Genomic DNA, 25738 nt, shown 5'->3' on the forward strand with positions numbered 1-25738 from the left:
ATGACTGGCGTTTCCCCGGGTAGTTGGTTTTTAAGCCTCAGATGGAAGGTATTGATAACCGTTTTCTTCCTGATGACGTTATTAACTGTGGTATTGGGTAGCTTTGCGTATCGTGAACTTGGCACTCAACAGGGATTTTTGCTGGAATCTCAACAGCATGCATTACAACAAAACCTCACTCATGCCGTATCGCAGGCAGTGGATGAGGCGGTTTCCAGCGCACATCAGGTATTGCTGCTGGCCGGAGAGAGGGTATATGAGCCAGATCTCGGGCGGCGGGAGTTTGAATTGTTGTGGAACGAAGTGCAGTTGGCGTGGGGACTTGATGCTTTTGGGAGGATTGCTGCGGGTAATCACCGGGGGTTCTATCTAGGTCGGATACCAGGTGATGACGAATTTAAATGGTTTGAGCGTTGGGGGCGAGCGAGCGTGCCCATCTGGCGTATTCGATGTGTTAATCGTTGCTCGTTACAGGTTCAGGTTCCGGTGCTGAAAAACAAGGTTTCCCATCGGTTTTATCTCGAAATGGAACTCACTTCGTTGTTGACCAGTTTTCGATCTCAGGATGAATTTGAACTGGCTGTGCTTGGTGAGTTGTCAGATGCCAAACGGATCCGGGATTTTTGGGGGCGGAAGCTTTTTAACGTCAGCAATCGTCAGGTTAGTTTGCCATTGCTGGAGGAGGCCAGTGCCAACTGGAGTTGGCAGGATATTTCTGCAAAACAGCGACTCTATGAATTGCAGGGGCAGCCCTATGCCCTGTGGTACTTCCCGCTTGATGTTTCTGATAATGGTCCTGGGATCGTGGTGATATGGCAGCTTAACGAGTGGCATCAATTATTGAAAGCATTTCAGCAAAACATGCTGGGGCTATTGTTGATTGCACTGCTGCTCAGTGGTGTGTTCATGGCGATGATTGCATGGTCACCGGTTCGAAGATTGGAGATGCATACCCGCATGCTGCCTATGATAGCAGAGCGGCGATTCGATGAGGTGCGCCACGGTCTGGCCACGCGGGATACATTGTTACTCGATGAAGTGGATGTGATGGGGGGCGCCTTGCTGGAATTGACAGATCGCCAGCAGAGACTTGAGCAGGATGTTGATGCGTACACCCGCGAACTTGAACGAATGGCGATGCTGGACATTTTGACGGGCTTACCTAATAAAGCCATGTTGATTCATGAACTAAATAAAGCGATTGCCTGTGTTGACCGCGTGCAAGACCGTATTGCACTGCTGTTTTTGGATCTCGATGCTTTCAAGCGAATCAATGATGCATTGGGGCACAATGAAGGGGATGAACTGCTGAAGATTGTGGCGTCCCGGCTTAATAACTGTGTGCGCAGCATGGACACAGTATTTCGCCAGGGGGGTGATGAGTTTTTGATATTGCTGCGCGGCATTCAGGATGAACAGGATATACGTCGGGTCATTCACAAAATTTTTGCGGCCTTGCAGCAGCCCGTGATCCTTGGAAATCATAAACTGATTGTCACCACCAGTATTGGGGTGGCAATGTGTGATTCGCCCGCAGTTAATGCGGAAGAGCTGATAAAACATGCCGATCTGGCCATGTACCAGGCCAAAGATGCAGGTCGCTCCAATTTCAGGGTGTTTACAGAGGACATGCTGCACAATGCCAACAATCGTCTGATGGTTGAGCAGGACATCAATAGCGCTATCAGTGAGCGGGAGCTGACGTTGTTTCTGCAGCCCATTGTGAGCCTTAAAGATGACAGCATAAGGGGCTTTGAAGCTTTGGTGCGTTGGTTCCACCCCTCTCGTGGCTTGATAATGCCGGGTAATTTTATCCCCCACATCGAAGAGAGTGACGCCATTATTAAGCTGGGTAACTATGTGTTGGCAGAGGCTGTGGAAATGCTTAAACGCTTCAGGTTGCTGGGTTGGGATGATATCTACATGGCGGTAAACCTTTCGGCACGTCACTATCTGGCGCCCGGATTGAGTGATTACATCAAAAAATTGTTGTCCAGCAGTATGATCCCGCCTCGCAGCCTTCTACTCGAGGTGACGGAAGAAAGTGTAATTGAGCAGGTAGACAAGGCGATGGAAGTCATGCTGGAGCTTAAGCAACTTGGCGTGCGCATCGCAATTGATGACTTTGGTACCGGTTATTCGTCACTGAGCTACCTCAAACAACTTCCCTTTGATGTATTGAAAATCGACAGGTGTTTTACCGCAGGAGTACTGGAAAATGGTGTCGATACTCATATAGTTACCACGGTTATTGACCTGGCCCACAACTTAGGGCGCACCGTGGTTGCAGAGGGGATAGAAACAGATCTTCAAGCTGAGTTTTTGCAGGAAGCAGGTTGTGAATTGGCTCAGGGCTACCTTTATTCGAAGCCCATGCCGGAAGAAAAAACGTTGGAATTGCTTGAATCTATAATCCTTACCCGCCGATGGCCCAAAGGGGCTGACCAACAGGTGCTGGGGAAAAAGGCCGGCTGAATATACGCCTTCACCGACCTTATGCTTTTTACTTTGATGACTCGTTAAGTTCCGGGCTGAGCGGTGCGCCGGAAGCTTCATTCTCGTCGGCAACTGATTCTGAAGACTCTGCTTCACCCTCTGATTGCACAGTGCTTTCTGATATGGTTTCTTGGGAGGCTGGGGCAGGAGGAAGCGTCACCGATGGTGCTGTGGGAGCTATCTCCGCTTTTTTGGGTTTAGGCAGTAAGCTCATCAGTTTTTGAGCTATTTCAGTATTGTCCTGTTGGCCAATAAACAGCCCAGACGCTGGTCCCTGAGCGAACACTTGCACATCCAAAGCTGTGTGTCCGCCACTGGTCCAGCCGGTGAAGCTGCGGGTGTCGATTATCTTCTTGATGGCATCTGCCAATACACCCTGGCCCTGAGGTCTCGCTTTAGTCAAGCTATCCAGTTCATCTTCACTCAGTTCAAAACCCAGATTGGTTTGCAACTGGGCTTGCCAGTCTTCGGAGCCAATGATCCTGCTGGACATGGACTCAGGGCTCGCGGTAATGCCCCGCAGTAGTGCTGCGTTCCACTCGTATTGCCCTTCGGCACCAAGACTGAGTCCGCCAGTGTTGTGGTCAGCGGTGACCACCATCAGGGTGTCGCCGCGACTGCGGACAAACTCTTCCACGACTTCGATGGCGCGGGCGAACTCATCCATTTCGCCCATGGCCGTCACTATGTCATTGTCGTGCCCTGCCCAGTCAATCAGGCTGCCTTCAACCAACAGAACAAAGCCTTTGTCATGCTGAGACAGCAGTTCCAATGCTTTGGTGGTCAATGTGGACAGTTGATTCAGGCCGGGATTGTCAATGACCCAGGGCAATTGGACTTCGGCAAACAGCCCCAGTACTTTACCGCTTTGAACCGTACTTAAGGCTTGAATATCAGTTAGATGGGTATAACCTCTGGCTGTAAATTGTGCCAGTAAGGCTTCGTCAAAATAGCGTTGACCTCCCCCCAGTAGTACTTGTGCATCCGACTCCAGATAGGCGTGGGCTATTTCTTCGTAGTTTTTGCGGCTCTCGTTGTGGCTCAGAAACGCCGCTGGGGTAGCGTGGTTTATCTGGCTGCTTACGGCAATGCCGGTGGCTAGCCCCACGTCTCGTGCCTGTTCGAACAGTGTTGGAAGAGGTGATTTATTCACATCTACCGAAATAGCACCATTGTAGGTCTTGTGGCCCGTGGCCAATGCCGTGGCGGCCGCGGCAGAATCAGTGACATAACCTGATACCCGTGCTGGGTAAGTGCTGGCCATACCTGCCAATAAACGATCGAACACCGTTTGTTCTATTTCTTCCGTGTCAGGATTATCTTTAAAGTAACGATAGGCTGAGGTATAGGCTGGCCCCATGCCATCACCCACCATAATGACGATATTTTTGGGTTTGGCGGGTGCCTTAAGTGGGTCTGTGGTGGCTGTGACGGAAAAAGGCAGCGAAAGCAATAAAACTGCCAGGAGTTTCGATGACATGGTCTTCCCCCAATTGGGGCGCAGTGCGCCCCTGCGATGGTTATTTTTTGATGCGTGCTTCAATGGCGTTCATCAACATACCTGTGATGTCCACGTCGAAGGCGGCTTCAATTTCGCGGATACAGGTTGGACTGGTCACGTTAATCTCGGTGAGTTTGTCACCTATCACATCCAGCCCCACAAAAATAAGCCCGCGACGCTTAAGCTCTGGTCCCAGCGCCTTGGCGATGCGCCAGTCGGCTTCCGATAAGGGCTGTGCAACACCTCTGCCACCGGCGGCGAGATTGCCACGGGTTTCACCCTGTTTGGGTATGCGCGCCAGGCAGTATGGGACTGGCTCGCCATCCACAACCAGGATTCGCTTGTCACCGGCAGTGATCTCCGGAATGAATACCTGCGCCATAGCGTAACAATTACCATGGTTGGTGAGGGTTTCAATGATCACACCTAGGTTGGGGTCATCCTGCTTTACCCGGAAAATCGAAGCGCCACCCATACCATCCAATGGCTTTAAGATAATGTCACCGTGCTCGGCATGAAAAGCCCGAATGCGTGTGGCATCGCGAGTCACCATGGTCAGGGGGGTATATTCGCTGAACCAGGCAGTGAACAGCTTTTCGTTGGCATCTCTGAGGCTCTGGGGTTTGTTTACAATCAGTACCCCGGCTTCTTCTGCGCGCTCCAACATGTAGGTAGCGTAGATATACTCAGTATCGAATGGCGGGTCTTTACGCATCAGAATAACGTCGAGTTCTGCCAGTGGCGCGTCGACGGCGTCTCCCAGCTCAAACCAGCAGTCGGCGTCTTGCATTACCTTCAGCGGGTGCATGCGGGCTACCGCTTCGCCCTTAATCATGGCCAGATCCTGCATTTCCATGTAATAAAGGGCATAGCCCCGTGCCTGGGCTGCCAGTAACATGGCGAAGCTGGAGTCTTTTTTGATATTGATGTCGCTGATGGGGTCCATCACTATGCCAAGCTTAATCATTTCACATCCTCTTTGGTACGCGCGCCGGTTAACCCAGGTCGCCAAATGTCATTTGCAATGCAGTGATAGCGGTCAGTGCCGCGGTTTCTGTGCGCAGTACTCTTGGACCAAGTAAAACTTCCGCAAATTGGTGGACTTCCGTCATGGCGATTTCCTCCGCCGACAAGCCGCCCTCCGGGCCAATCAGGAGTCGGACCCTGGGGTTCTCCAGCTTGAGTCCGGCAATGCCGTGGCTGGCTCTGGGGTGCAAATTCAGTTTCAACGCTGTGGAAGGTTCGGCGCACCAGTCAGCGAGGTCCATTGCCGGGCGTACTTCAGGCACTGAAGCGCGTCCACACTGCTCGCAGGCGCTGATCACAATTTTCTGCCATTGAGCGATTTTTTTATCCAATCGTTCGCCGGTGAGCTTTACGCCGCAGCGCTCTGAAAACAGGGGCGTAATGGTGTTTACGCCCAGCTCTACCGATTTTTGCAGGGTGAAATCCATGCGATCACCACGGGATATCACCTGCCCCAAGTGCAGATTAAGCGGTGATTCGCTCAGGTTGTCAGTGGCCGATACTATTTTGACTGTCATTGATTTTTTGCCGGCAGTGGTAATCTCGGCCAGATAGTCTTTGCCATCGCCATTGAACAGGCTGACTTGTTGCCCTTCGCTCATGCGCAGCACCCGGCCTACATGGGCAAAGCCATCTTCATCCAGATCTAATTGCTGTGAAGGAGACAGAGGAAACGGCTGAAAAATTCTTGGGATTCTCATTGGGTGTCCTGCATTTGGTTAATCCGCCATGCGAGTGCGGCTATCCGGGTGGCAGCTCCTGGCAACATAGGGATTGTGATTCCCCTGAGTTTCGGCGATCAGCGCATCTCGCTGGCACTCAATAGTATCAACTGGATAGCTTTTGTCCCATGCTTCAAACAATTTTAATTGGGCTGAGGCAATTTTCAGGCCGTACTCTTGTTTCATATACAGGTAGCTGCGGGCAATGGCACCCCGGGTATGTGCCGGAGGCTGCGCCCGTCGTGCTTTGAAATCAATGGTCATATCACACTGGCCATATTGTCCGCTCTTGCTATTCCATTGGCTGAAACGAAAGTTGCTGCGATCACCATTAACCTCACCAATGGCTGGCACCAGATTGTGGAGATCCGACTCCATACGCGCAAACAGGCTGTCGTTTTTAGCGCAATTCTTTCGACCACCTTGCTGCCAGCACTGCAGCTGGTGGCCAAATTCCCAGGCCGGTACCAGATGTTCCCACTCGATGCGTTCGGCGCGGGAAATCTGTTTGCGGACCTGATAACCACAGGAGGAGAAGTCCACTTCCCAACGCTTGCCGTTCAGCCTGATATCACAACCGCAGTAGAAGCTGCGCATAGGCAACTCGCGGTAGATTTGCTGCGCCTTGCGTTTGGCGTCGGAGAAGTTGGTCGGATGGCTGGCGGCTTGAGAGAAATGGGTAAAGAAAATCAGTAATACGATGAAATAGCGCAAAATATTTTATGACTTTTGTAGTGAATAAGGCGGCTTGGACCGCTGTGAAAGAAGCCGGATGGTAAATCAATCTACTGACGCGGGCAAGGCTGGGGCGGGCTGCAAATATTGTTGGCAACGACGGCACAGGTATCGGGCGTCTCCACGCAGCACTTTATTGTGGCGACGGATACTGAGTTCAACCGATCCACATCCGCACAGGTAACTGATGCTGTTGCAAACGCTGCGGGTATCCAGGCTGTGGGTAGTGCGGGGGGGCAGGCCAAAGAGAGTTCTCATCAGTGTTTGCCACTCATGCCCATGGGGTTTGACTTTGCCGTATAGTCGATGCGCCAGCAAATGACAAAGCTCGTGGGGGATGACCTCGGTAAAAAAGATGTCAGGGTTTTCTTCGAGCAGCTTTGGGTTCAGGCGAATCAGGTTGAGTTCGCCATAAGCCATGCCAGCGGTTTTGCCGCGCACATCGAATCTGAGTTTGGGGCGGGGCAGGGCAATACCAAGGCCGGATTCAGCTCTCAGGCAGGCGCTTTCAAGATGCAGGCAGGCATCTTCTTCGGTTGCTGTGCGCGGAGCCATGCTGTCACAGTTGGCTAGCACGCCGAAAGAGGCTTTAGCTCTGCGCCTGCTTGCCGTTGTTGTTTTTGGTGGTCGTAAAAAGCTGAACATACAGATCCCTGAGCCATTGCGCTGGCATTTTACCCCTGAGGCGTAGCGGTGGGCAAATATCGGGCAGAGCTGCGATAAAGCAAATATAAAAAGCGGCACATTTGCGCCGCTATTGTTATCCGTATTATTTGGTTCAGAACGTGGATGCTGCCATTTCCACCATTGCGCGCACCTGCTCGGCAATGGCTTTGCCCGCCTCGGCATCGTAACCGGCCACTTTTGGCGTGTGGATATGGCCTACCGGGATCTTCAGTCCAAACTGATCCCGAAGCAGTACGGCGCGATATGATATTTCATTGGACAGGTAACCGCCGCCGGAACCTTCCACCGAGGTTTCGTTGTAGAGCTCAGACAGTGAGCGAGCTTCAAAACCACCCCTGGAGAGACTGATAACCTTGTGATTATCATTGATTTTGTAATTGCCTGGCGCCGCCTGCATCACAGAGGCTGGCAGTGAAAATTCCACAAACTCATCGCCGTTAAGGGTCTTGCCATTGAGCATTGGGGCGATAGGGCGGGTCTTGGTGGCGCCTGTGAGCACATTCAGGTTGTCCGGTGCTTCGGCGCTGCGGTTACGACCCGGAAAACGCTCGAGGTCGAAATCATCCCGGCCCATGCTGACGGTAAACACGGCATTGATTGCACGCTTGCGATAGAAAGGAGTCAGCAGGGATTCAATCATGCCTTGGTCGAAATCGGCAAAACGAACCGGGATCATCACAGTTTCAATTTGTGCCTGTTTACCGCCGACCTTGAATTTATAACCATCCAACATCAGTGCGGTGATGCCTGAAGGGTTGCTTTGCTGAATGTTGCGGTCTAAGAAGAAGGGGTCGAAGCCGGTGAGCAGTATCCGGATTTGCACATCGTCGCCAAACTGAATGTCGGAGAAACCACGTGAAGCAGTCTCCACGGCGCGTACCAGAATATCGCGCTGCCAGGGCACTATGTTGTAGCCGGCTTTGCCGGTTTTAAGGTGGCTTCGCATGGCCAGGCGGGCCCAGTAAAGGCTGCGATCATCGAAATGGCCTGACTGAACATCCCGTACTGCCTGTTGCCATAATCGAATACCCTGAGCTGCAATCATTTGGGTTACCAGCTTTTCTTCATTGCCAGTGGCGAGCTGTTCCTGCAGACCGGTAATCAGACCCTGATAACGGCCGGTAACCGAAGGTAACTCCGCCTTGGCCTTGTCAACGCGGAGTTCTTCCACATCGAGAGCTGCCATGACGGCCATAGGCGGGGAAGCCATAAAGAGCGCAAGGAGGATTCGCTTCAACATAGGGGCATCCTTTTCTCATTGAATTCAGTGTTTTTCAATCGACCTGATATTAACCGGTTGATTAAGCCGATTTTAGTAGAAAAACAGGGTTATCACAGCAGCCACTGAAAAGCGAGGTCGGCATAGAAATTTCGCGCGGTTTTGCGACAGGCTGACCCGTTCTGCTCGCAGTTGTTTTTTTGCGGTTGGCTTAGCCCATCAGACCAAGCAAAGATTCCTGGCTGCCAAAACGCTTGGTAAAGAAATCAAGGAAGACGCTGATGTTGGTGGCGAGCTGTTTACGGCTGGAGTAGACCCCATACACCTTAAAAGGCTCCATTGGCCACTCGGGCAAAATGGGCACCAAGGCGCCGCTTGCGAGGTCTTTTTTACACTGTGCGTGGGATAGCATGGCAATGCCAAAATCATCCAAAGCAAGTTGTCGCACCATTACAGCGCTGTTCACCCGAACCCGGCGCTTAAAGGCAACCATGGTTTTGCGACCACCTTTGCCCAGTGGCCAGATGGGGGCTGAACGGGTAGTGCCTAATAATATGCCTGCGTGCTGACCAAGCTCTTTGGGCGTAGCGGGTGTGCCGAATTGCTTGAGATAGCCGGGGCTTGCAACCAGTATCGGATGACGTTCGAACAGCAGTCTGGCGACATTATCTGATGGCTGAAGCGGACCATATTTAATGGCGATATCATAGCCTTCTCCCACAAGCCCAACATCGGAATCGGTAAACTGCACATCCAGCTCAACGCTGGGGTACAGGCGCATGAAGCCACTGCAAAGGTTTGAAATGAGTTCCTGGCTGAACGACACGGGGATGGCAATGCGTAGCGAACCGGAAACATCGGCGTGGGTGTGCTCAATAACCGCTTTGGCGGCTTCCAGTTCGTTAACGATAGTTTCGCAGTGCTGATAGAAAAGAGACCCAACCTGAGTCAGGCTCAGATTACGGGTGTCGCGTTGCAATAGCCGCACTCCAAGTTCTTCTTCAAGCTGCGCAACTTTACGACTTATGGTGGATTTTGGCATGCCGGTATCCCGGGCTGCCTGACTGAAACCCTGAGATCTGACCACTGCGGCAAAAAGCGCCATCCCATTCAAATCTGGCATATTTTTTATATCGTCTCAAAAATGGAACAAAGCGTCCAAGGCAGTTTAATGGTATTTCTAAACCGAAGGAAGGTATATTTGATGGCTAAAAATTTTCAGAGGCTTAGCAGAGGATCTCTTAATGACCGCCAACAAGCAGCCCACTCACATGACTCAAGCACAAAAGCCCGATCCCTTGTTTCTGCAAGCGGAGCATCTGGCCAAGGATTTTTCGCTGTTTCCTGAGCACAGTAAACAAAGTTTATCGGAAGAAATTAAAGGCTTGCTGGACGATGCAGCAATCCAGACAAATTTAAAGGCATTGGCAAATCTGGATGTAGATGGCTACGTCAGTAAAGTTATCCAGCCGACCCAGGATAAGGGCCGTCCGGGGGCCAAGCGCATTATTGCCGATCTTAAGGGTAAGGTCATCACCGAAACCCACATGGGTTCTTTCTACAGCGCCGAAGTGGATTTGAACTTCGGCAGCCGTGTACGCCGTGTGGGCTTCATTGCTCAGGAGCGTACTACCGCCAATGGTGCCTGGATGCCAGAGCATCATCTGGCCGCCTGCAAGGCGATTCGTCACTTTGCTGAATTGTCCATGCCGATTATTTATCTCATCGACACACCCGGTGCGGACGCAGGCGAGATTGCCAACAGCAACAACCAGGCACACTCCATTTCCAAGGCCATTGCCGAGAGTGCCAACGTTGATGTGCCAACCGTGGGTATCGTGATTGGTGCCGGTTACTCCGGCGGTGCTATTCCGCTCGCTGCAGCTAACATTCTGTTGTCGCTGCGTGATGGTATCTTCAACACTATTCAGCCCCAGGGTCTGCAGAGTATTGCCCGTAAATACAACCTGTCCTGGCAGGAATGTGCCAAGTCGGTGGGTGTGTCTCCTGAAGAACTGTACACCGCCGGTTGTATCGATGGCATCATTGACTTTTCGCCATCAGACCGCGATGAGCGTCAACACAATTTGCGCCGTGCCATCATCAGCTCCATCGAGGCAGTTGAGCGTGCCGCAGTTAATTTTGTTAAAGAATCCAAAGATCTGCGTGAGCATTACGAGCGCAGCCTGAACCGATTCCTGAACCCTTCCAAGAATCTCAAGGCGCTTGAAACGACCGCAGATTTGGCCGTGGCCAATAGCCCGACCATGCACCTCAACCTGTTTGGCAGTGCCTACCGTTATTTGCGTTACCTGACACTTCGCAGTCGCATTCACTCTATCTCTATGGAGCAGTACGGTCGCTTGTCCAAGGTGAGCGTGCCTGAAGGGGATCTGCTGGAACGTATCCAGAAGGAACAGGAAAAGGTATTCCAGGCCTGGCTCTCAAGTCCTGATAAAGTGGTTTACGACGAAGAACTGTCCAAGTTGTGGAACAACTTTGTCAATAAGCGCAGTGAAATCAGCACTGAACGTAACATGCTGACCCGTTTGATTTTGGGTGAGCCAAAAGAAAATTATAAAAAGGCCAAGAAGGCGCTGCTGTTCAACATCGGTTGGTCTTTGTATCACCGTTGGAAAGCCAATGCGGCCAACAACTTCAGCGGCCTTATCCACTATTTGGAAACCCTGCCTGCCGAGGTGACTGAGGCCAATTGGCCTGAGCTTAACAATCTCACAGTGCTGGACGTAGTGGTAAACAAAGAGCTGCGTGAAGATTTTATTTGGCAGTGCTATAACATTCTGATTTTCAACGCCCTGTACGATAACGTGGTGGGCAGCCTCGCTTCTATTGCCAAAGAAGCCATGATGAGCAAGAGCCTGTCCCGTGCCTCGGTTGATAGCCTGTTGCACAAGGCCATCGACCGTGCGCTGTCGACCCAGGATATTGCCAACGACAAGAGCAAGTTCTACAAGTGGCTGAAGTACTTCATGTCTCAGTCAAACCGTGCCGAACTGCTGACCAAGACAGAGCAGTGGAAGAGCGTAGGCTTCCCGCAGCTGAACGACTCATTGTTCGTTATTCTGACTTACTTCTTTGAGCGTCTCTTGCCAGAGTACTTCGACAGTGAAGATGACACCGGCAAATACACAGGCGCCATTAACCCGGTGCGTATCGGTCGTCGTAAGGACTTCTGGAACCGTCTGACCATGGGCTATCAGGATCTGCTGATCCAGAAAGTACTGCGAGACGAGAAGAAAGCCGGCAAAATGACCTGGGAAAATGTCATTAATAAGTTCTTCAATAACTTTGATGAACTGAATGGCGACAAGATGAGTGCAAACCTGCTCAACTTCCCAGGCTTCCGTCTGTCTATTGAAGATGCGCTGGACAAAGGAATCCGCCCTTGCGGCCTGATTACAGGTATGGCCGATTTTGTGCACAATGGTACTTCACTCAAAGTGGGTGTGGCGGTATCCAACACAGCTTTCCAGGCAGGCGCTTTCGATATGGCGTCAGCCGAGAAGTTCTCAGCGCTGCTGATTGAGTGTGCCAAGCGTCATTTGCCGGTGATCTGCTTTATCTCTTCCGGCGGTATGCAGACCAAAGAAGGTGCTGCGGCACTGTTCTCCATGGCGGTGGTTAACGACCGTATTACCCGTTTTATCCGTGACAACGAACTGCCGGTGTTGATGTTCGGTTTCGGTGACTGTACCGGTGGTGCTCAGGCATCCTTCGTTACCCACCCTCTGGTGCAGACCTATTACATGTCTGGTACCAATATGCCGTTCGCCGGTCAGATGGTGGTACCTGCTTACTTGCCTTCTACTTCAACCTTGGCCAATTATCTGTCTAAGGTGCCGGGGGCGATGAATGGTCTGGTGACAAATCCTTTCAGCGATAAACTCGATTCTCAACTGTCGAGCATAGATCCGCTGATGCCAATGCCAAATCAGAAAATTGAAGAAGTTATCAAGAGCGCACTTTCGAGCCTGGTGCCTGAAGCGCAAGTCGTTGATGATGAACTGCATCAGGACGATCCTCGTGCGCTGATGAAGCCAATCGACAAGGTGTTGGTACACGCACGTGGCTGTACTGCGGTGAAGCTCATTCGTAAGGCACACGACAATAACATTAATGTAGTCCTGGTTGCGTCCGACCCTGACATGACTGCCGTACCGGCCGACATGCTGAAGGAAAACGACAAGCTGGTGTGTCTGGGCGGTAACACCTCCGACGAATCCTACCTGAACGCATACTCGGTGCTGAAAGTAGCTGAATACGAAAACGTAGATGCGCTCCATCCAGGTATCGGCTTCTTGTCTGAGAGCCCACAGTTTGCAGCCCTGTGCGTAAATAATGGTGTGAACTTCGTTGGTCCAAGCGTGCACTCCATGACTACCATGGGTAACAAGTCCAACGCGATTAAGACCTCTCAGGCGCAAAACGTGCCTGTGGTTCCCGGTTCCCATGGCATTCTTTCCAACGCCGAACAGGCGGTGAACGTGGCCAGCGAAATTGGTTACCCGGTACTGCTTAAAGCGGTACAAGGCGGTGGTGGTAAAGGTATCCAGGTGGTCAAGCGCCAAGAGGATATGATCTCACTGTTTATGAAGACCTCTACCGAAGCCGCTGCGGCTTTTGGTAATGGTGATCTGTACCTTGAGAAGTACGTGACTTCCTTGCGTCACATTGAAGTGCAGCTGCTGCGTGACAAGTTCGGAAACTCCAAAGTATTGGGTTTGCGTGACTGCTCCGTACAGCGTAATAACCAGAAGGTGATTGAAGAATCAGGTTCAACCATGTTGCCGGCTGAACTCAAACAGCGGGTATTGGGATATACCAAAGCCCTGGGTGATGCTGTTGACTATATGGGTGCAGGTACTGTGGAGTTTATCTACAATCTGGATGCCAATGAAGTCTACTTCATGGAAATGAACACCCGTTTGCAGGTTGAACACCCGGTAACCGAGGCTACCTCCGGTATCGATATCGTATCTGCTCAGTTTGACATTGCCGCCGGCCGCTCTATCGAGAAGCTGGAACCGCAGGAAATCGGTTATGCAATGGAAGTGCGGGTAACGGCTGAAAAGGCCGCTCTGGACAGCAACGGTATTCTGCAGCTGATGCCAAACCCAGGCAAGATAACCGAATGCGTAATGCCACAGCGTGATGATGTGGAAATTATCTCCATCGCCGCCGAAGGCAAGGAAGTATCGCCATACTACGACAGCCTGATTGCCCAGATCATCATCCGTGGTGAGTCCCGTGAGGACGTTATCACCAAGATGTACGACTATCTCGACAGCGTGGTTATTAAGGGGATTGCGACCAATATTCCGCTGCTCAAGCGTATTCTCAAGGATGCCACCTTCAACGAAGGTGTTTATGACACTAACTACCTGCCACGTCTGATGGCTGAGCTGGATATCCCTGCACTGATTGCAGAGATGGAAGCTGCTGCAGAAACTCAGGGGGTAGATACTGAGTCGCTGCGCGTGGGTGATTCCAATGAGCTGAAGGTATTGGCTCAGGGCGCGGGCATCTTCTACAGCTGTCCTGCTCCCGGTGAGCCAGATTTTGTCCGTGAGGGTGACATAGTGACCACCGACACCACACTGGCGCTTACGGAAGCCATGAAGATGTTTACTCAGGTAACCCTGGCAAGCTTTAACCGTAAAGGTGCCGAACTGTATCCTGAAGACAAGAAATACCGCATCGAACGTATTTTGAACACCAATGGTCAACAGGTGTCTCAGGGCGATTTGTTGTTTGTGATATCTCCTGTAGCAGACTGATAGCGCATCATTGAAAAGCCCGCCATTTTGGCGGGCTTTTTTACAGCAGTCGCCAAAGTTTTGTACTTTGTCAAAAAACAGTGATTTTTTGCAATTATTTGCTAATAAACCGTATGGCACCACCTTTCTTCCTTAGCAGCAAGCGTTTACACTCCTGTAAAGCGTAATGAAAAGTTGTCCTTATATTTTTTAACAGTTTTGCTCCGCTGGAAGGAAAACTTCTAAGTTATATGAGAGAAAGCACAGTTACCGGGGAGAGTCATTTTGCGAAAACTTTTGGCGTTTGGCCTTATTGGCCTGATGTCAGCGGGAGTGGCAAACGCGGAACCCAATATCAGTTTCAGTGGCTTTGGCAGCATCGGTGCCTTATATAGCAACAGTGATAATTTGGGGTTTCACCGTGACTACACCATGGAGGCCGTAGGACAAGGTTGGTCCACCGCCGGCGATACCATGTTGGGACTGCAACTCAATGCCGACCTTCCGGCAGGATTTGATGCAGTTGCACAGATGGTTTTCAAAGACAGAGTCAGCAATGAAAACCGTGACAATCTGGAATGGTTGTTTTTGCGATATAAACCTAACAGAGACTGGGCTGTCAGGGCTGGGCGACTGGGTTTAGATCTTTATATGCTGACAGAATACAGGGATGTCGGTTATGCCTATCCTTGGGTGCGTCCTGTTCCTGAGTTTTACAATCTGATTTCTTCAATTTCTCGCTTTGACGGTGTTGATGTCAGTTACCGCACCCGTTTGGGCAGCAGTATATTTGAAGCGAAACTTGCTTACGGTAATACAGACGCAAACCTTCAGGGGGCAGACCAAAACATCGAAATTCAACTCGATGATATTAAGGCTGTCACTTTGTCACTTTCCGGTACCGATTGGTTAATCAGAGCTGCCATTGCCGAGGCGTGTACCACGGGCGTAAACAGTGACTCCAATCAGCTTCTACATGCGTTGCGTACCCTGCCTCAGCAGTTATGGCCGGAAGCCTCCGCCGTTGCCGATGAAATAGACTTTGTCGATAGAACATCACATTACTATACCCTTGGGGGTCAGTATGACGACGGTACTTGGCTGGCTCAGTTGGAGCTTGGTTATACTGAAACCGAATGGAAACTGCTTCAGCCTTATGTGTCGGGATATGTCAGCGTTGGGCGTCGGATTGAGAATTTTACGTTATACGGCGTAATTTCACTGATAGAAAACACCCGTAAAATGCCTGTGTTAACCCCCCCAGCGTCTTTGCCATTTTTGCCACCAGAACAGCAGAACCAGTTAATGGGGCTCTTTCAGGCCGCTCAATATAGCTATGGCATATCCCGCCTCGATCAGACCAGCTACTCTCTGGGTGTTCGTTGGGATTTTTATACAGACATGGCACTTAAGTTGCAATGGGACCACTCACGGATAGGTGAACAGGGTTCGAGCCTTTGGGTAAGGGATATGCCAATGAGTCACGATAATTCTGTTGACCTTTTTTCATTTAACTTGAGCTTTATCTTCTGACCATGAAATTATTGACTGGCATCATGATAGCTTGGTTGATAGCGGCTCCTGTCAGTGGAGAGGATACTCTTTACGTAGTCGTTAACGCTGACAATAAAATCGGGCAGCTAAGCCATCATGAATTAGTGGATATATTTATGGGCCGCTACGATACGTTTCCTAACGGAGATGATGTGACTGTATTCGACAACGGCAGTGAGTTATCGGTACGCGAAGCCTTTTATCGTCAGTTGGTTGACCGCAGTTTGGCACAGGTTGATGCCTATTGGGCGCGGCTTCAGTTTTCCGGCAGGGTGACTCAGCCACAGGAAGTGGACTCAACAGATGAATTAACGGAAAAAATGAGAAAAACGCCTTCCGGTATCACTTTTGTCCGTGGCAGTGAATTGAACGACAGCGTGAAGGTGGTATACCAATTTGATCCTGAATAATCAGAAGTTGTATATCAAAGTCGCACTCAGTATTGCTTTGGGTGCATTTACTGCTTCTGTACTTGCGTGCTTGTATTTTTTTGCGGATGCAAAACGCAGCAAATATGAAGAAGCGCGCAGTCAAATTTCACAAATAGCCCTGACTGTACAAAAGACAGCTTCAATAGCCCTTTATGTGCAGGATGAGGAACTTGCAAGAGAAATCGTTGAAGGTTTGGAAGTAAACGATTTGATTGCCGGTGCTCTCTTAGCTGCTCCCAAAGGGGAGTGGGTTCGTTCAACCGGATTTGAAAGCAATCAGCGAGAAGCCTTACTGGAATACGAGATCTCACATCCGTTTTTTGATCGTGAAGTGCTTGGACGCTTAAAGCTGATCCCTAACAGTCGTTATATTGAGGCCCGTGCGACAGAGGTTGCCGTCAAACAGGCTTGGGTGCTGGCATTACAGTCCGCGTTGATTGCAATTCTGGTCTCCATTCTGGTTCATAGGACTCTGACAGCCCCTCTAAAGAAATTGACTGGCGATTTTGAAAAAATTGCTCCGGGTCAGGACAATCCACTGCATATACCACGCAGCCATGAAAATGACGAAATCGGTAGTTTGGTGCGAGGGATTAATAATCTGGTTGGTAATCTGAACCATTCCATTGAGCAAGAGCGTAGCCTGAGAGAGAAAACGGAATCACTTGAACGTAAGTTCAGATTGATTTTTGAGCGTGCCAGCGCCGGCATCTGCCTCATTGATAAGCAAAATCAACTTTTGGTTGCCAATGAGGCATTTGAAAGACTTTGTGGTACTAAATCTATTGCGGTACGCCCTTATCTGTCCAACTGGTTTGAAGAGGAGGCTGAACTTGAAACTTTTCTTGATGAGCTTCGGGGAAATATCAATTTAAATCATGTTGAAATGGAACTTCAGTTACGGACTCATCATGCAGAATCATTAAAATGGGTACACTGCCTGTTCTCTAAGGTAGAGGACAGCGATGGAGCCGCCGAAATGCTGATTGAAGTCATGATGTACGATATTACTGAACGTACATATCGTGAGCGCATGATACGTTTCGAGGCCGAGCACGATTTACTTACCCAACTCAAAAACCGACGTGCGGGTGAGCGCATTCTGACGAAGATGATGCGTAAAGCAGATCAGGAGCGGGGATTAGTGGGGCTGTTACTGATTGATTTGGATCGTTTTAAACCCATTAACGACATTTACGGTCATGAAGCTGGTGATGCCGTGCTTAAAGCTGTGGCGGATAGGCTGCAACGTATTGCTGCTGATGGCGTTGCCATTCGCTGGGGTGGGGATGAATTCCTGATAGGGGTTGAGAATGTCGATAAAGACTATCTTCGCTTGAAAGAGCTGGCCAACGAAATACTGACTCAGGTTGCCAGACCCGTAAGGATTCGGGCCAATCTTACTTGTGATGTAGGCGCCAGTGTGGGAATTGCGGTATATCCCCATCATGGTCATACCCTTCAGGAGCTACTCGAAGCTGCAGACGTGGCCATGTATGAAGTAAAAGAGCAAGGGAGAGGGAATTTTCGATTTGGCAAGGTTTCATCCGGGGCGGCTTGAGTTGGTGTGAAACCATTGTATTCGCTACAAAGCGAGCAGAGCTGCTTAAAAAATCTGCCAAATTCAGATGGCTTCAATCGAGCCTTTGAGGTTGATTTTTAACCACTTTTATAGAGTGACTCTGTGGAGCCTCTGTTTTATCAGCTAAAAAATGCCTAAGCCGTTTGCGCCCAGCGTCCTTCCCAATTACAATATGCGCCTCGAATCCTGATGTGTGGTTTGCTGCTTTTTTGTGGCATACTCCGTCTACTTTTATAAACCAAGCAAAAAAGTTGAATCATGACCGATTTATCAAAATACAGAAACATTGGTATTTTCGCTCACGTTGACGCGGGTAAAACCACGACCACCGAGCGTATCCTTAAGCTGACCGGTAAAATCCACAAACTGGGTGAAGTACACGACGGTGCCTCTACCATGGACTTCATGGATCAGGAAGCTGAGCGTGGTATTACCATTCAGTCTGCTGCCACCACCTGTTTCTGGAAAGGTCACCGCTTTAACGTAATCGACACCCCCGGCCACGTTGACTTCACCGTTGAAGTTTATCGTTCTCTGAAGGTTCTGGATGGTGGTGTTGGTGTATTCTGCGGTAGCGGCGGTGTAGAACCACAATCAGAAACTAACTGGCGTTATGCCAACGAGTCTGAAGTAGCTCGTCTGATCTTCGTAAACAAGCTGGACCGTATCGGTGCTGACTTCCTGCGCGTTGTTGGTCAGGTTAAGCGTGTACTGGCTGCCAACCCGCTGGTAATGACTCTGCCTATCGGCCGCGAAGACGAATTCACAGGCGTTGTAGACGTACTGAACCGTCAGGCTTTCGTATGGGATGACACCGGTCTGCCAGAAAACTACACCGTGACTGACATTCCTGCTGACATGGTTGATCTGGTTGAAGAATACCGTGAAATGCTGGTTGAGACTGCCGTTGAGCAGGACGACGATCTGATGGAAGCTTACATGGAAGGTGAAGAGCCTTCTATCGAAGACCTGAAGCGTTGTATCCGTAAGGGTACCATCAACCTGTCTTTCTTCCCCACTTTCTGTGGCTCTGCGTTCAAGAACAAAGGTATGCAGCTGCTGTTGGATGCGGTAGTAGACTACCTGCCTTCTCCAACTGAAGTTGACCCACAGCCTCTGACTGACCCAGAGACTGGTGAAGAAACTGGCAAGGTTGCTACCGTTTCTGTAGACGAGCCTTTCCGCGCTCTGGCGTTCAAGATCATGGATGACCGTTTCGGCGCCCTGACCTTTATCCGCATCTACTCTGGTAAGCTGAAGAAGGGTGACACCATCCTGAACTCTGCTACCGGTAAGACCGAGCGTATCGGCCGTATGGTTGAGATGCACGCTAACGACCGTAACGAAATCGACAGCGCTCAAGCTGGTGACATCATCGCGGTTGTAGGTATGAAGAACGTTCAGACTGGTCACACCCTGTGTGATCCTAAGCACGAATGTACTCTCGAACCTATGATCTTCCCAACTCCAGTAATCTCTATTGCTGTGACTCCGAAGGACAAAGGTGCTTCTGAGAAGCTGGGTGTTGCTCTGGGTAAGATGGTTGCTGAAGATCCATCATTCCAGGTTGAAACCGACCAGGAAACCGGTGACACCATCCTGAAAGGTATGGGTGAACTGCACCTGGACATCAAGGTAGACATCCTGAAGCGTACCTTCGGTGTTGACCTGACTGTAGGCGCTCCTCAGGTGGCCTACCGTGAAACCATCACTGCCGCCATCGAAGACAGCTACACTCACAAGAAGCAGTCTGGTGGTTCTGGTCAGTACGGTAAGATTGACTACCGTATCCGTCCAGGCGAAGTAGGCAGCGGCTTCACCTTTAAGTCTGCCGTAGTTGGTGGTAACGTTCCTCGTGAATTCTGGCCTGCTGTTGAGTCTGGCTTCGAAGACATGATGAGCGAAGGTCCTCTGGCTGGCTTCCCAGTGCTGGACGTTGAAGTTGAACTGTTTGACGGTGCTTACCACGCAGTTGACTCCTCTGCCATCGCGTTCGAAATCGCCGCTAAAGGTGCATTCCGTCAGTCTATGCCTAAGGCCAAGCCACAGCTGCTCGAGCCTATCATGAAGGTTGACGTGTTCACTCCAGACGACCACGTAGGTGACGTAATCGGTGACCTGAACCGTCGTCGCGGCATGATCAAGGATCAGGAAGCTGGTCTGACTGGTGTTCGCGTTAAGGCAGACGTACCGCTGGCCGAAATGTTCGGTTACATCGGTCACCTGCGTACCATGACCTCTGGTCGTGGTCAGTTCTCCATGGAGTTCTCTCACTACAACCCATGTCCAGCCAACGTTGCTGAGACTGTGATTGCTGAGACCAAGGCCAAGAACGCTAAGAAGTAATTAATACTTCCGCGAATAAAAACCCGCCCCAGTGGCGGGTTTTTTATGAGTGGATCAGACAAAGAGTAAGCTGCGGTACTGGTGGTTGTAGCGTTCATTCGTGACGGTTGATTGGTAACCAGATGTTAGCTTATTGATTTCACATGCTGTATTGCGCTTTCATGCTGTTTTATAAGCATAGAATGAAGCGATTTATCCGCCGGCCGGGATCGCCCAATCAAAGTGCTTACCGTTGTGATTAGGCTTTCGTTTGCAGGTGCATCCGACTTAATGACAAGAATGCATTAGCAGCAGGGGTAAGGCACATGTGGCTGCGCCAGATGAGTGCCAGATCCCAAGTGTGACTTCCGGTTAACGGCCTGAAACACAGCGCTTTATCGGTTAACTTCTCGCAAATTGGGGCTGGCAGAATCGCCAATCCCATTTTGGCTTCCACCATGGTGGCCAGAAAGTCCCATTGGCCGCTGCGATAAGCAACGTTCAGCTCAACACCTGCCTTTTTCGCCAGTCTGTCCAGCAGTTTAGCCAGCGCAAAGTCCTGGTTGTACATGATGAAGGGATAAGAACCAAAGTCGCTCCAATCCAGCGAAGCTTTACTCGTCAGTGGGTGCCCGTTTGGCAGGCAAGCCAGCAGCGGATAGGCCGTCAGCGGCTGAGCGGTCAGCTCATCTTCATGGGTGGCGGGCAGGGCGGTGAAGGCGATATCGAGGCTGTTGGCCAGCAGCGCCTTTTCACAGCCGAAGCCGCCGTATTCAAACATTTCCAGTTTGATCCCGGGGTAGCGGGCGCGAAAGGCAGTGAGGTGCCCTATCACCAGGCTGCTCATCATTGGGCAGACTCCCAGGCGCAAATAGCCCCTTTGCACACCACTTAGGTGTGATAAGTCCTGATCGAGCAAATGCCAGTGGCCCAGGATCTCCCGGGAACGTGCCAGCAGCAGTTCCCCCGCCTGGGTCAGCGACAGTCCCTGAGTGGCACGGATCACCAGTTGTTGTTGCCAATGATCTTCAAGCCGCTGGATCATTTTACTGAGCGTCGGCTGGGTCAGGTGTAGTTTTCCCGCCGCCAAGGTAAAGCTACCGGTTTCTGCCAGGGTCACAAAGCAGTGTAAGTTCTTGATAGGAATGTTCATGCCGATTTGGAATGGCTGCAATGGAATAGATTCATTTTACTTATTCCAGCTCCGGCGATACCTTGAGCCACATCTCAGCTTTGGAGGATTTCGATGAAAGCCTATCGCAGTATCTGGGTCAGCAGCCTTTGGCTGGCGGCCTCGCCCAAAAAGGAAGTGCAAGTGTCGGAGGTTCAGGCCTCGGCAGTGATCAAGCCTTCCCTGTGGCGTCGATTGCTGTCGCGGCGGTCAACCCCTGGCTGCTGATGTACTGTGCATATTCACCATTGCCTCAATGGGGCCTCATGCCCTGTTGCTTTTACCCGGCTCTTGCAGCCGGGTCTTTTTTATCAGGCGGTTATTTGCGCCTCGGGCGCTGACTCCACCAGATATAGAGGCCACTTAAAGACAGAAACACAAAGCAAACAGCTGCCAAGTCCCAAAGCCAGATGGCCCAACTGCCAAACAGGCGGCCGCTGTGCAGATCCAGCAGCAGGCGCTCCCAGGTTAAGTTGGCGCTGCGGGCTTGAAGCAGCAGCGCCTCAGAAGCAGCGCTGCCCTCGAGCCAGTTCAGCGGTACAAGGCTGGTTGTCTGGTGCCACTCAATAAAGTCTTCATCAGCCAGATATTGACCCTGCTCTCCCTTCAGCCACAGCTGGTTTCCGCCTTCAACGGAAAGGCCGCTTAAGGGGGTGGGCAGGCCGGTACTGTTATTCTGGGTTTCCAGCAGCTCGCCTTCGTCGCTTAGTAAATACAGATGTTCGTTGTCGATAGCGATAATCAGTGAGTTGAAGTGTGTTGCCGCCAGCAGAGGGCGTCTTGCTTCCAGCACCAGGCGTTTATCTTGCCAGAGTAAGTTGTCGGTTACCCCTAAATCGCCGAACTGACGGCTGTGGGCTGGAGCCTGAATGCCGTAATAGTCCAGTAACCAACCTATGCGTACCTTAGAGTGGCTAAGACCCCAACCATCGGCGTGGTTAATGGCAACGCCTGTGATGGTAAGCAGCATAAGGAACAGCGCCCCGAGCAGGCCAAGACGGCGATGCCAGGGGCGAATGGATTTTCTTATTTGATGGCCGGTATTTTTACCGGCCATGAGGTGATGTCGTCGAGTCATGCTCTCAATCAAAGCTGTTTTTGAACGGCAGAATCCAAGTACAGAGCGATACGGGATAGCTTGGTCAGGGCTTTAACCGACAGGGTAGCGCCTGTAATGCCGTCGATACTGCGATCCAATTCCAATGAGGGCGTCAGTGTGGCTGATTTGAATTGATCCGTAAAGAAGTCATGCCTGACTTCATCGCCCCGACTTTCGCGATATACCAGCACCTGGGTCTTGATAATCTTGCTGCCGCTGACATGAATACCCACAGTGATGGGAGACTCCTTGCCAATTTCATCCATGATCCATACAGTTTGTGCGCCATCGCGCCAGTATCTCAGTCTGAGCTTATTAAACTTGTGGGCAAGAATAGATTCGATATCCGCTTTTTGGGTGTCATTCAGCCACAGCACCTGAGCCTTTGGCAGACTTCCCAAACTTGCCGTAATAAAGGCATCATTGCTCTGATAAACCGTTTCAGCCTGTGCCAAGGGGAATAATAATGACAGGCAAATAAAGAGCAGTTTTTTCATGGTGTTGACCTATAAAGCAAAAGGGGCCGAAGCCCCTTAAATTTTAAACTTAGAACTGGTAGCCAACACCCAGGTTGAAGCCATCAGCATCCAGCTTGCCGCTCTGCTTCTCGTAGTCGGCTTTGAAGACTACGTTTTCATGCAGCCAGTAGTTGATACCAACGCTGGTTACTTTCTTGGTGGTGTCATCGCTGTTACCGGCTTCGTTGTCCCATTCATTGTAGCGGGCAAACACGCCAAACTCCTGATTGAAGCGGTAAGAAGGCTCAATGTACCAGCCTTTCTGGCTGTCACGGCCCAGAAGCTCGGCTTCAACGCCATCGATGTCCCACTGAGCGTACAGGGCGCGCACGGTAAAGCCGCCGATGGTGTAAATACCATGTGCTTCCAGCAGGGTGGCAGAGGCTTCATCCACACCATCTTTACCCTGAGTCAAATCACTTTGGTACTGAGCTGTGGCAGCAAGTTCCAGACCGGCAATGCCGGTGTACTTCACACGGCCGGTGTAGGCCAGTGCGTCGGCATTGGCTTCAGACACTTTCTGACGGCCACCACGTACTTTGTAATCGTCTTTCACTTTCAGACCAGAGGTCACGGCAGCGTCGAAGGCGAGGCCTGGAGCGGCCTTGATGTTCAGTGCCAGACCACCTTCCCACCAGGTGGTAGGCAGAATGTCTTTTTCTACAGGGTTGCGCTCAACACCGTAGAAGGTATTGGGTTCGTGGGTTTCGTTAAGGATGCCCACTGGCATCAGGAACAGACCGGCTTTGGCGGTCAGAGCGTCGGTAAAGTCGTGCTCAATGTAAGCCTGCTCAAGCTCAACTTCACCTTTTTTGCCTTCACCGGCAAGAGAGTGTTCCAGTTCCAGTTCAGAGAAGAAACGGGTCTTTTTGGTAAACTCGTGACCGAAGAACAGTACAAAACGGTGGAAGTCGATTTCTTTCTCGTCGTCCATGTTGTTGTAGTGCAGTTCGCCATAACCGCCGATAGTGCTTGAGCTCTTGGCTTCAGCGTTGGCTTCTGCGGCATCGGCAGTTTGCTCAACACGCTTCTCGGTTTCTTCCAGACGCTTTTCCAGATCTTTCAATACCTGTTGCTGCTGCTCAATTACTTTGCGCAGTTCTGCGGTATCGTCTGCAGCAATGGCGGTTTGGCTGGCAAACAGGCCCAGCAGAGCGCTGGCAATCAGAGTCTTTTTCATCATTTCCCTTTCCCTTTTTAATCTGAGGGTTATCAATTGGTGCGGATTCTACCAATTGATTTGGCAAATGCAAACGATTCGCATTGGGATTAATGATCCAGATCAAAAAATGTAACTCGAAAGTAAAGTCATGTGAATTGAAAGGGTGGGTCTGATACTGTGATTTAACTTTATAATCATATGAATTAAATTGGTTTTTTTTCTACAAAATAAGCGGAGTTGCCCTACTCCGCTTTGTAGAACCTTTGGGTATACAGTTAGAACATATAGGTATAACCGACGGTGACTGAGCGTGGTTTACCTGAGAACACAGAGCCATGGGCACGGGTGGTCATGTAGGTTTCATCCAGCAGGTTATCGACGGTCAGGTAAACTTCCTGCTGCTTATCGATAAAGTAGCGACCGGACAGATCAACCAGAGTCTTGGCGGCAATCAGGTCATCGGCGGCAATCTCACCCTGACCCGCAGTGGCGCGCATATCCGAGGTGTAACGGCCAGCCAGGGTCAACTGCCACTGCTCGGCGCTGATGCCTGCGCTCAGATACAGCTGATGCTTGGGGGTGTAGCTGAATTCGTCACCCGCCTGTACTGAACCCCAGGTTTCAAACTCCGACTCGAAACTGTTCTGGAACTCGGTGCTGGTATAGGTGTACGCCAACTTCACCGGGAAGCTCAGAGCGCCATCGGTGTTGAATTGATGGCCTGCTGACAATTCCAGCCCTTTCACCACGACTTCGCCGGCGTTGTACTGGTTGTCCAGCTTGTCTTCATCACAACCCTGGGCGGCAGTGCAGTTGCCGTGCATGTTGCTGTAATCACCGTAGAAAGCGATGGCTTCGGCATTGAAGTTGCCATCAACAAAGCGGGCGCCCGCCTCGTAGTTCCAGCTCTCTTCCTCTTGCCCGTTGGTGTTGCCGGGAGCCGCAGGGGCAAAGCCCTTTTGCACACCGGCCAGCAGCAGGGTGTTGTCGGTCAGCTGCCAGGTGGCAGACAGCGATGGCAGCAGCGCCGAGAAGCTGTTTTCCTTGAGCTTTCCTTCGCCGTTGCGGCCCGGGTTGGTTTTGCCCCAGTCTTCACGCTCTACGGTCACATCTTCGTAGCGCACACCGGCGGTAAGGGTAAAGGCGCCCAGGGTGAATCTGTCCTGAACATAAGCAGACAGGGCTTCGGCGCTGTCGATACGGTTAGAGTCGGTACCAGGTACACCGGCCTTGCTCAGGCTCATCTGCTGACTGGCGTCGAGACTGTAGATATTGGCCCACTGGTAACGGTCCATCTCGTCCTGATGCAGGCGCAGGCCGATATCCAACTGGTGATCGCCAAGCAGCAGCGCCAGTTCGGTTTGAATACCCTGAGAAATGTAGGCACGGTTATTGGCTTTAACGCTGACGTCGATGGCACCTTCGGGGTTGGCATCGAAGGCGCTGGCGGCGTCAGTGCCACCTTTGGACAGGCTCTTGCCGTCAACCTTGTCGGCTTTGTACCAGTTGCGCTTGAAGTCGTTGTAATAGGCGGTGGTCGCCAGGCTAACTGTGCCGCTCAAGTCGATAATATGGTTCAGCTGTAGCTGCTTATGCTCTGTGGTCATCACGTCCTTTTGTGACGCTGAATAGCGGCTGAAAGGATTGGCGGCGTAGTCGGCATCGGTCAGACCCATGTAGGTCTCGTCAGAGACTTCATCGGCATACTTGAGTTTGAGTTCCAGACGCTGGGC

18 protein-coding genes are annotated in these 25738 nt (G+C 51.0%); 6 read left to right on the forward strand and 12 right to left on the reverse strand.

Annotated features, from left to right (window positions below):
• On the forward strand, positions 1–2475 hold the full coding sequence (locus tag ABYK60_RS11345) for a putative bifunctional diguanylate cyclase/phosphodiesterase (RefSeq protein WP_372872137.1): 2475 nt from the start codon (positions 1–3) through the stop codon (positions 2473–2475).
• Positions 2476–2503: 28 nt separating this feature from the next.
• Here ABYK60_RS11345 and ABYK60_RS11350 read toward each other — a convergent pair whose 3' ends face one another.
• The 7 genes from ABYK60_RS11350 to ABYK60_RS11380 all read right to left on the reverse strand — a co-directional run bounded on the left by ABYK60_RS11350 (position 2504) and on the right by ABYK60_RS11380 (position 9509).
• Positions 2504–3976 carry an alkaline phosphatase gene (locus ABYK60_RS11350; protein ID WP_372872138.1) on the reverse strand — a complete coding sequence of 491 codons (1473 nt, stop codon included), beginning with the start codon at positions 3974–3976 and terminating at the stop codon, positions 2504–2506.
• 40 nt (positions 3977–4016) lie between these two features.
• Positions 4017–4964: a glutathione synthase gene (gene gshB, locus ABYK60_RS11355; RefSeq protein ID WP_372872139.1), complete on the reverse strand. Its 948-nt coding sequence runs from the start codon at positions 4962–4964 to the stop codon at positions 4017–4019.
• 28 nt (positions 4965–4992) lie between these two features.
• The gene (gene rsmE / locus ABYK60_RS11360) at positions 4993–5724 is read right to left on the reverse strand and encodes a 16S rRNA (uracil(1498)-N(3))-methyltransferase (RefSeq protein ID WP_372872140.1); all 732 of its coding nucleotides are present in this window, start codon (positions 5722–5724) and stop codon (positions 4993–4995) included.
• 18 nt (positions 5725–5742) lie between these two features.
• Complete coding sequence (locus ABYK60_RS11365) at positions 5743–6459, reverse strand: endonuclease (RefSeq protein WP_372872141.1); 717 nt, start codon at positions 6457–6459, stop codon at positions 5743–5745.
• Between the two features lie 66 nt (positions 6460–6525).
• Positions 6526–7035 (reverse strand): SprT family zinc-dependent metalloprotease, encoded by a 510-nt coding sequence (locus ABYK60_RS11370; protein WP_372872142.1) that lies wholly within the window; start codon positions 7033–7035, stop codon positions 6526–6528.
• A 223-nt stretch (positions 7036–7258) separates the two neighbouring features.
• On the reverse strand, positions 7259–8407 hold the full coding sequence (locus ABYK60_RS11375) for a hypothetical protein (RefSeq protein ID WP_372872143.1): 1149 nt from the start codon (positions 8405–8407) through the stop codon (positions 7259–7261).
• A 190-nt stretch (positions 8408–8597) separates the two neighbouring features.
• Positions 8598–9509, reverse strand: a complete 912-nt coding sequence (locus ABYK60_RS11380) for a LysR family transcriptional regulator (RefSeq protein WP_372872144.1) — start codon at positions 9507–9509, stop codon at positions 8598–8600.
• Between the two features lie 121 nt (positions 9510–9630).
• On the opposite strand from ABYK60_RS11380, the gene ABYK60_RS11385 reads away from it, so the two are divergent.
• From ABYK60_RS11385 to fusA, 5 genes are all read left to right on the forward strand, one after another.
• Positions 9631–14184 carry a biotin carboxylase N-terminal domain-containing protein gene (locus ABYK60_RS11385; protein WP_372872145.1) on the forward strand — a complete coding sequence of 1518 codons (4554 nt, stop codon included), beginning with the start codon at positions 9631–9633 and terminating at the stop codon, positions 14182–14184.
• 453 nt (positions 14185–14637) lie between these two features.
• Positions 14638–15696 carry a hypothetical protein gene (locus ABYK60_RS11390; RefSeq protein WP_372872146.1) on the forward strand — a complete coding sequence of 353 codons (1059 nt, stop codon included), beginning with the start codon at positions 14638–14640 and terminating at the stop codon, positions 15694–15696.
• Between the two features lie 23 nt (positions 15697–15719).
• Positions 15720–16127, forward strand: coding sequence for a hypothetical protein (locus ABYK60_RS11395; RefSeq protein WP_372872147.1), 408 nt, complete (start codon positions 15720–15722; stop codon positions 16125–16127).
• Positions 16114–17709, forward strand: a complete 1596-nt coding sequence (locus ABYK60_RS11400) for a diguanylate cyclase domain-containing protein (RefSeq protein WP_372872148.1) — start codon at positions 16114–16116, stop codon at positions 17707–17709. Before ABYK60_RS11395 ends, ABYK60_RS11400 begins: the two co-directional genes overlap by 14 nt.
• A gap of 279 nt (positions 17710–17988) precedes the next feature.
• Positions 17989–20076 carry an elongation factor G gene (gene fusA / locus ABYK60_RS11405; protein ID WP_372872149.1) on the forward strand — a complete coding sequence of 696 codons (2088 nt, stop codon included), beginning with the start codon at positions 17989–17991 and terminating at the stop codon, positions 20074–20076.
• 238 nt (positions 20077–20314) lie between these two features.
• Here fusA and ABYK60_RS11410 read toward each other — a convergent pair whose 3' ends face one another.
• From ABYK60_RS11410 to ABYK60_RS11430, 5 genes are all read right to left on the reverse strand, one after another.
• Entirely contained in the window at positions 20315–21208 is an 894-nt protein-coding gene (locus tag ABYK60_RS11410) for a LysR family transcriptional regulator (protein WP_372872153.1), read from the reverse strand.
• A 337-nt stretch (positions 21209–21545) separates the two neighbouring features.
• Positions 21546–22304, reverse strand: a complete 759-nt coding sequence (locus ABYK60_RS11415; protein ID WP_372872150.1) for a PepSY domain-containing protein — start codon at positions 22302–22304, stop codon at positions 21546–21548.
• Positions 22305–22312: 8 nt separating this feature from the next.
• A complete protein-coding gene (locus tag ABYK60_RS11420) occupies positions 22313–22822 on the reverse strand; it encodes an FMN-binding protein (protein WP_372872151.1) in 510 nt (169 codons plus the stop codon).
• Between the two features lie 49 nt (positions 22823–22871).
• Positions 22872–24023 (reverse strand): porin, encoded by a 1152-nt coding sequence (locus ABYK60_RS11425; RefSeq protein WP_372872154.1) that lies wholly within the window; start codon positions 24021–24023, stop codon positions 22872–22874.
• A 257-nt stretch (positions 24024–24280) separates the two neighbouring features.
• The coding region (locus ABYK60_RS11430; protein ID WP_372872152.1) for a TonB-dependent receptor family protein at positions 24281–25738 on the reverse strand (1458 nt) is incomplete at its 5' end.

This window comes from Shewanella sp., assembly GCF_041630135.1.
Classification (GTDB): domain Bacteria; phylum Pseudomonadota; class Gammaproteobacteria; order Enterobacterales; family Shewanellaceae; genus Shewanella.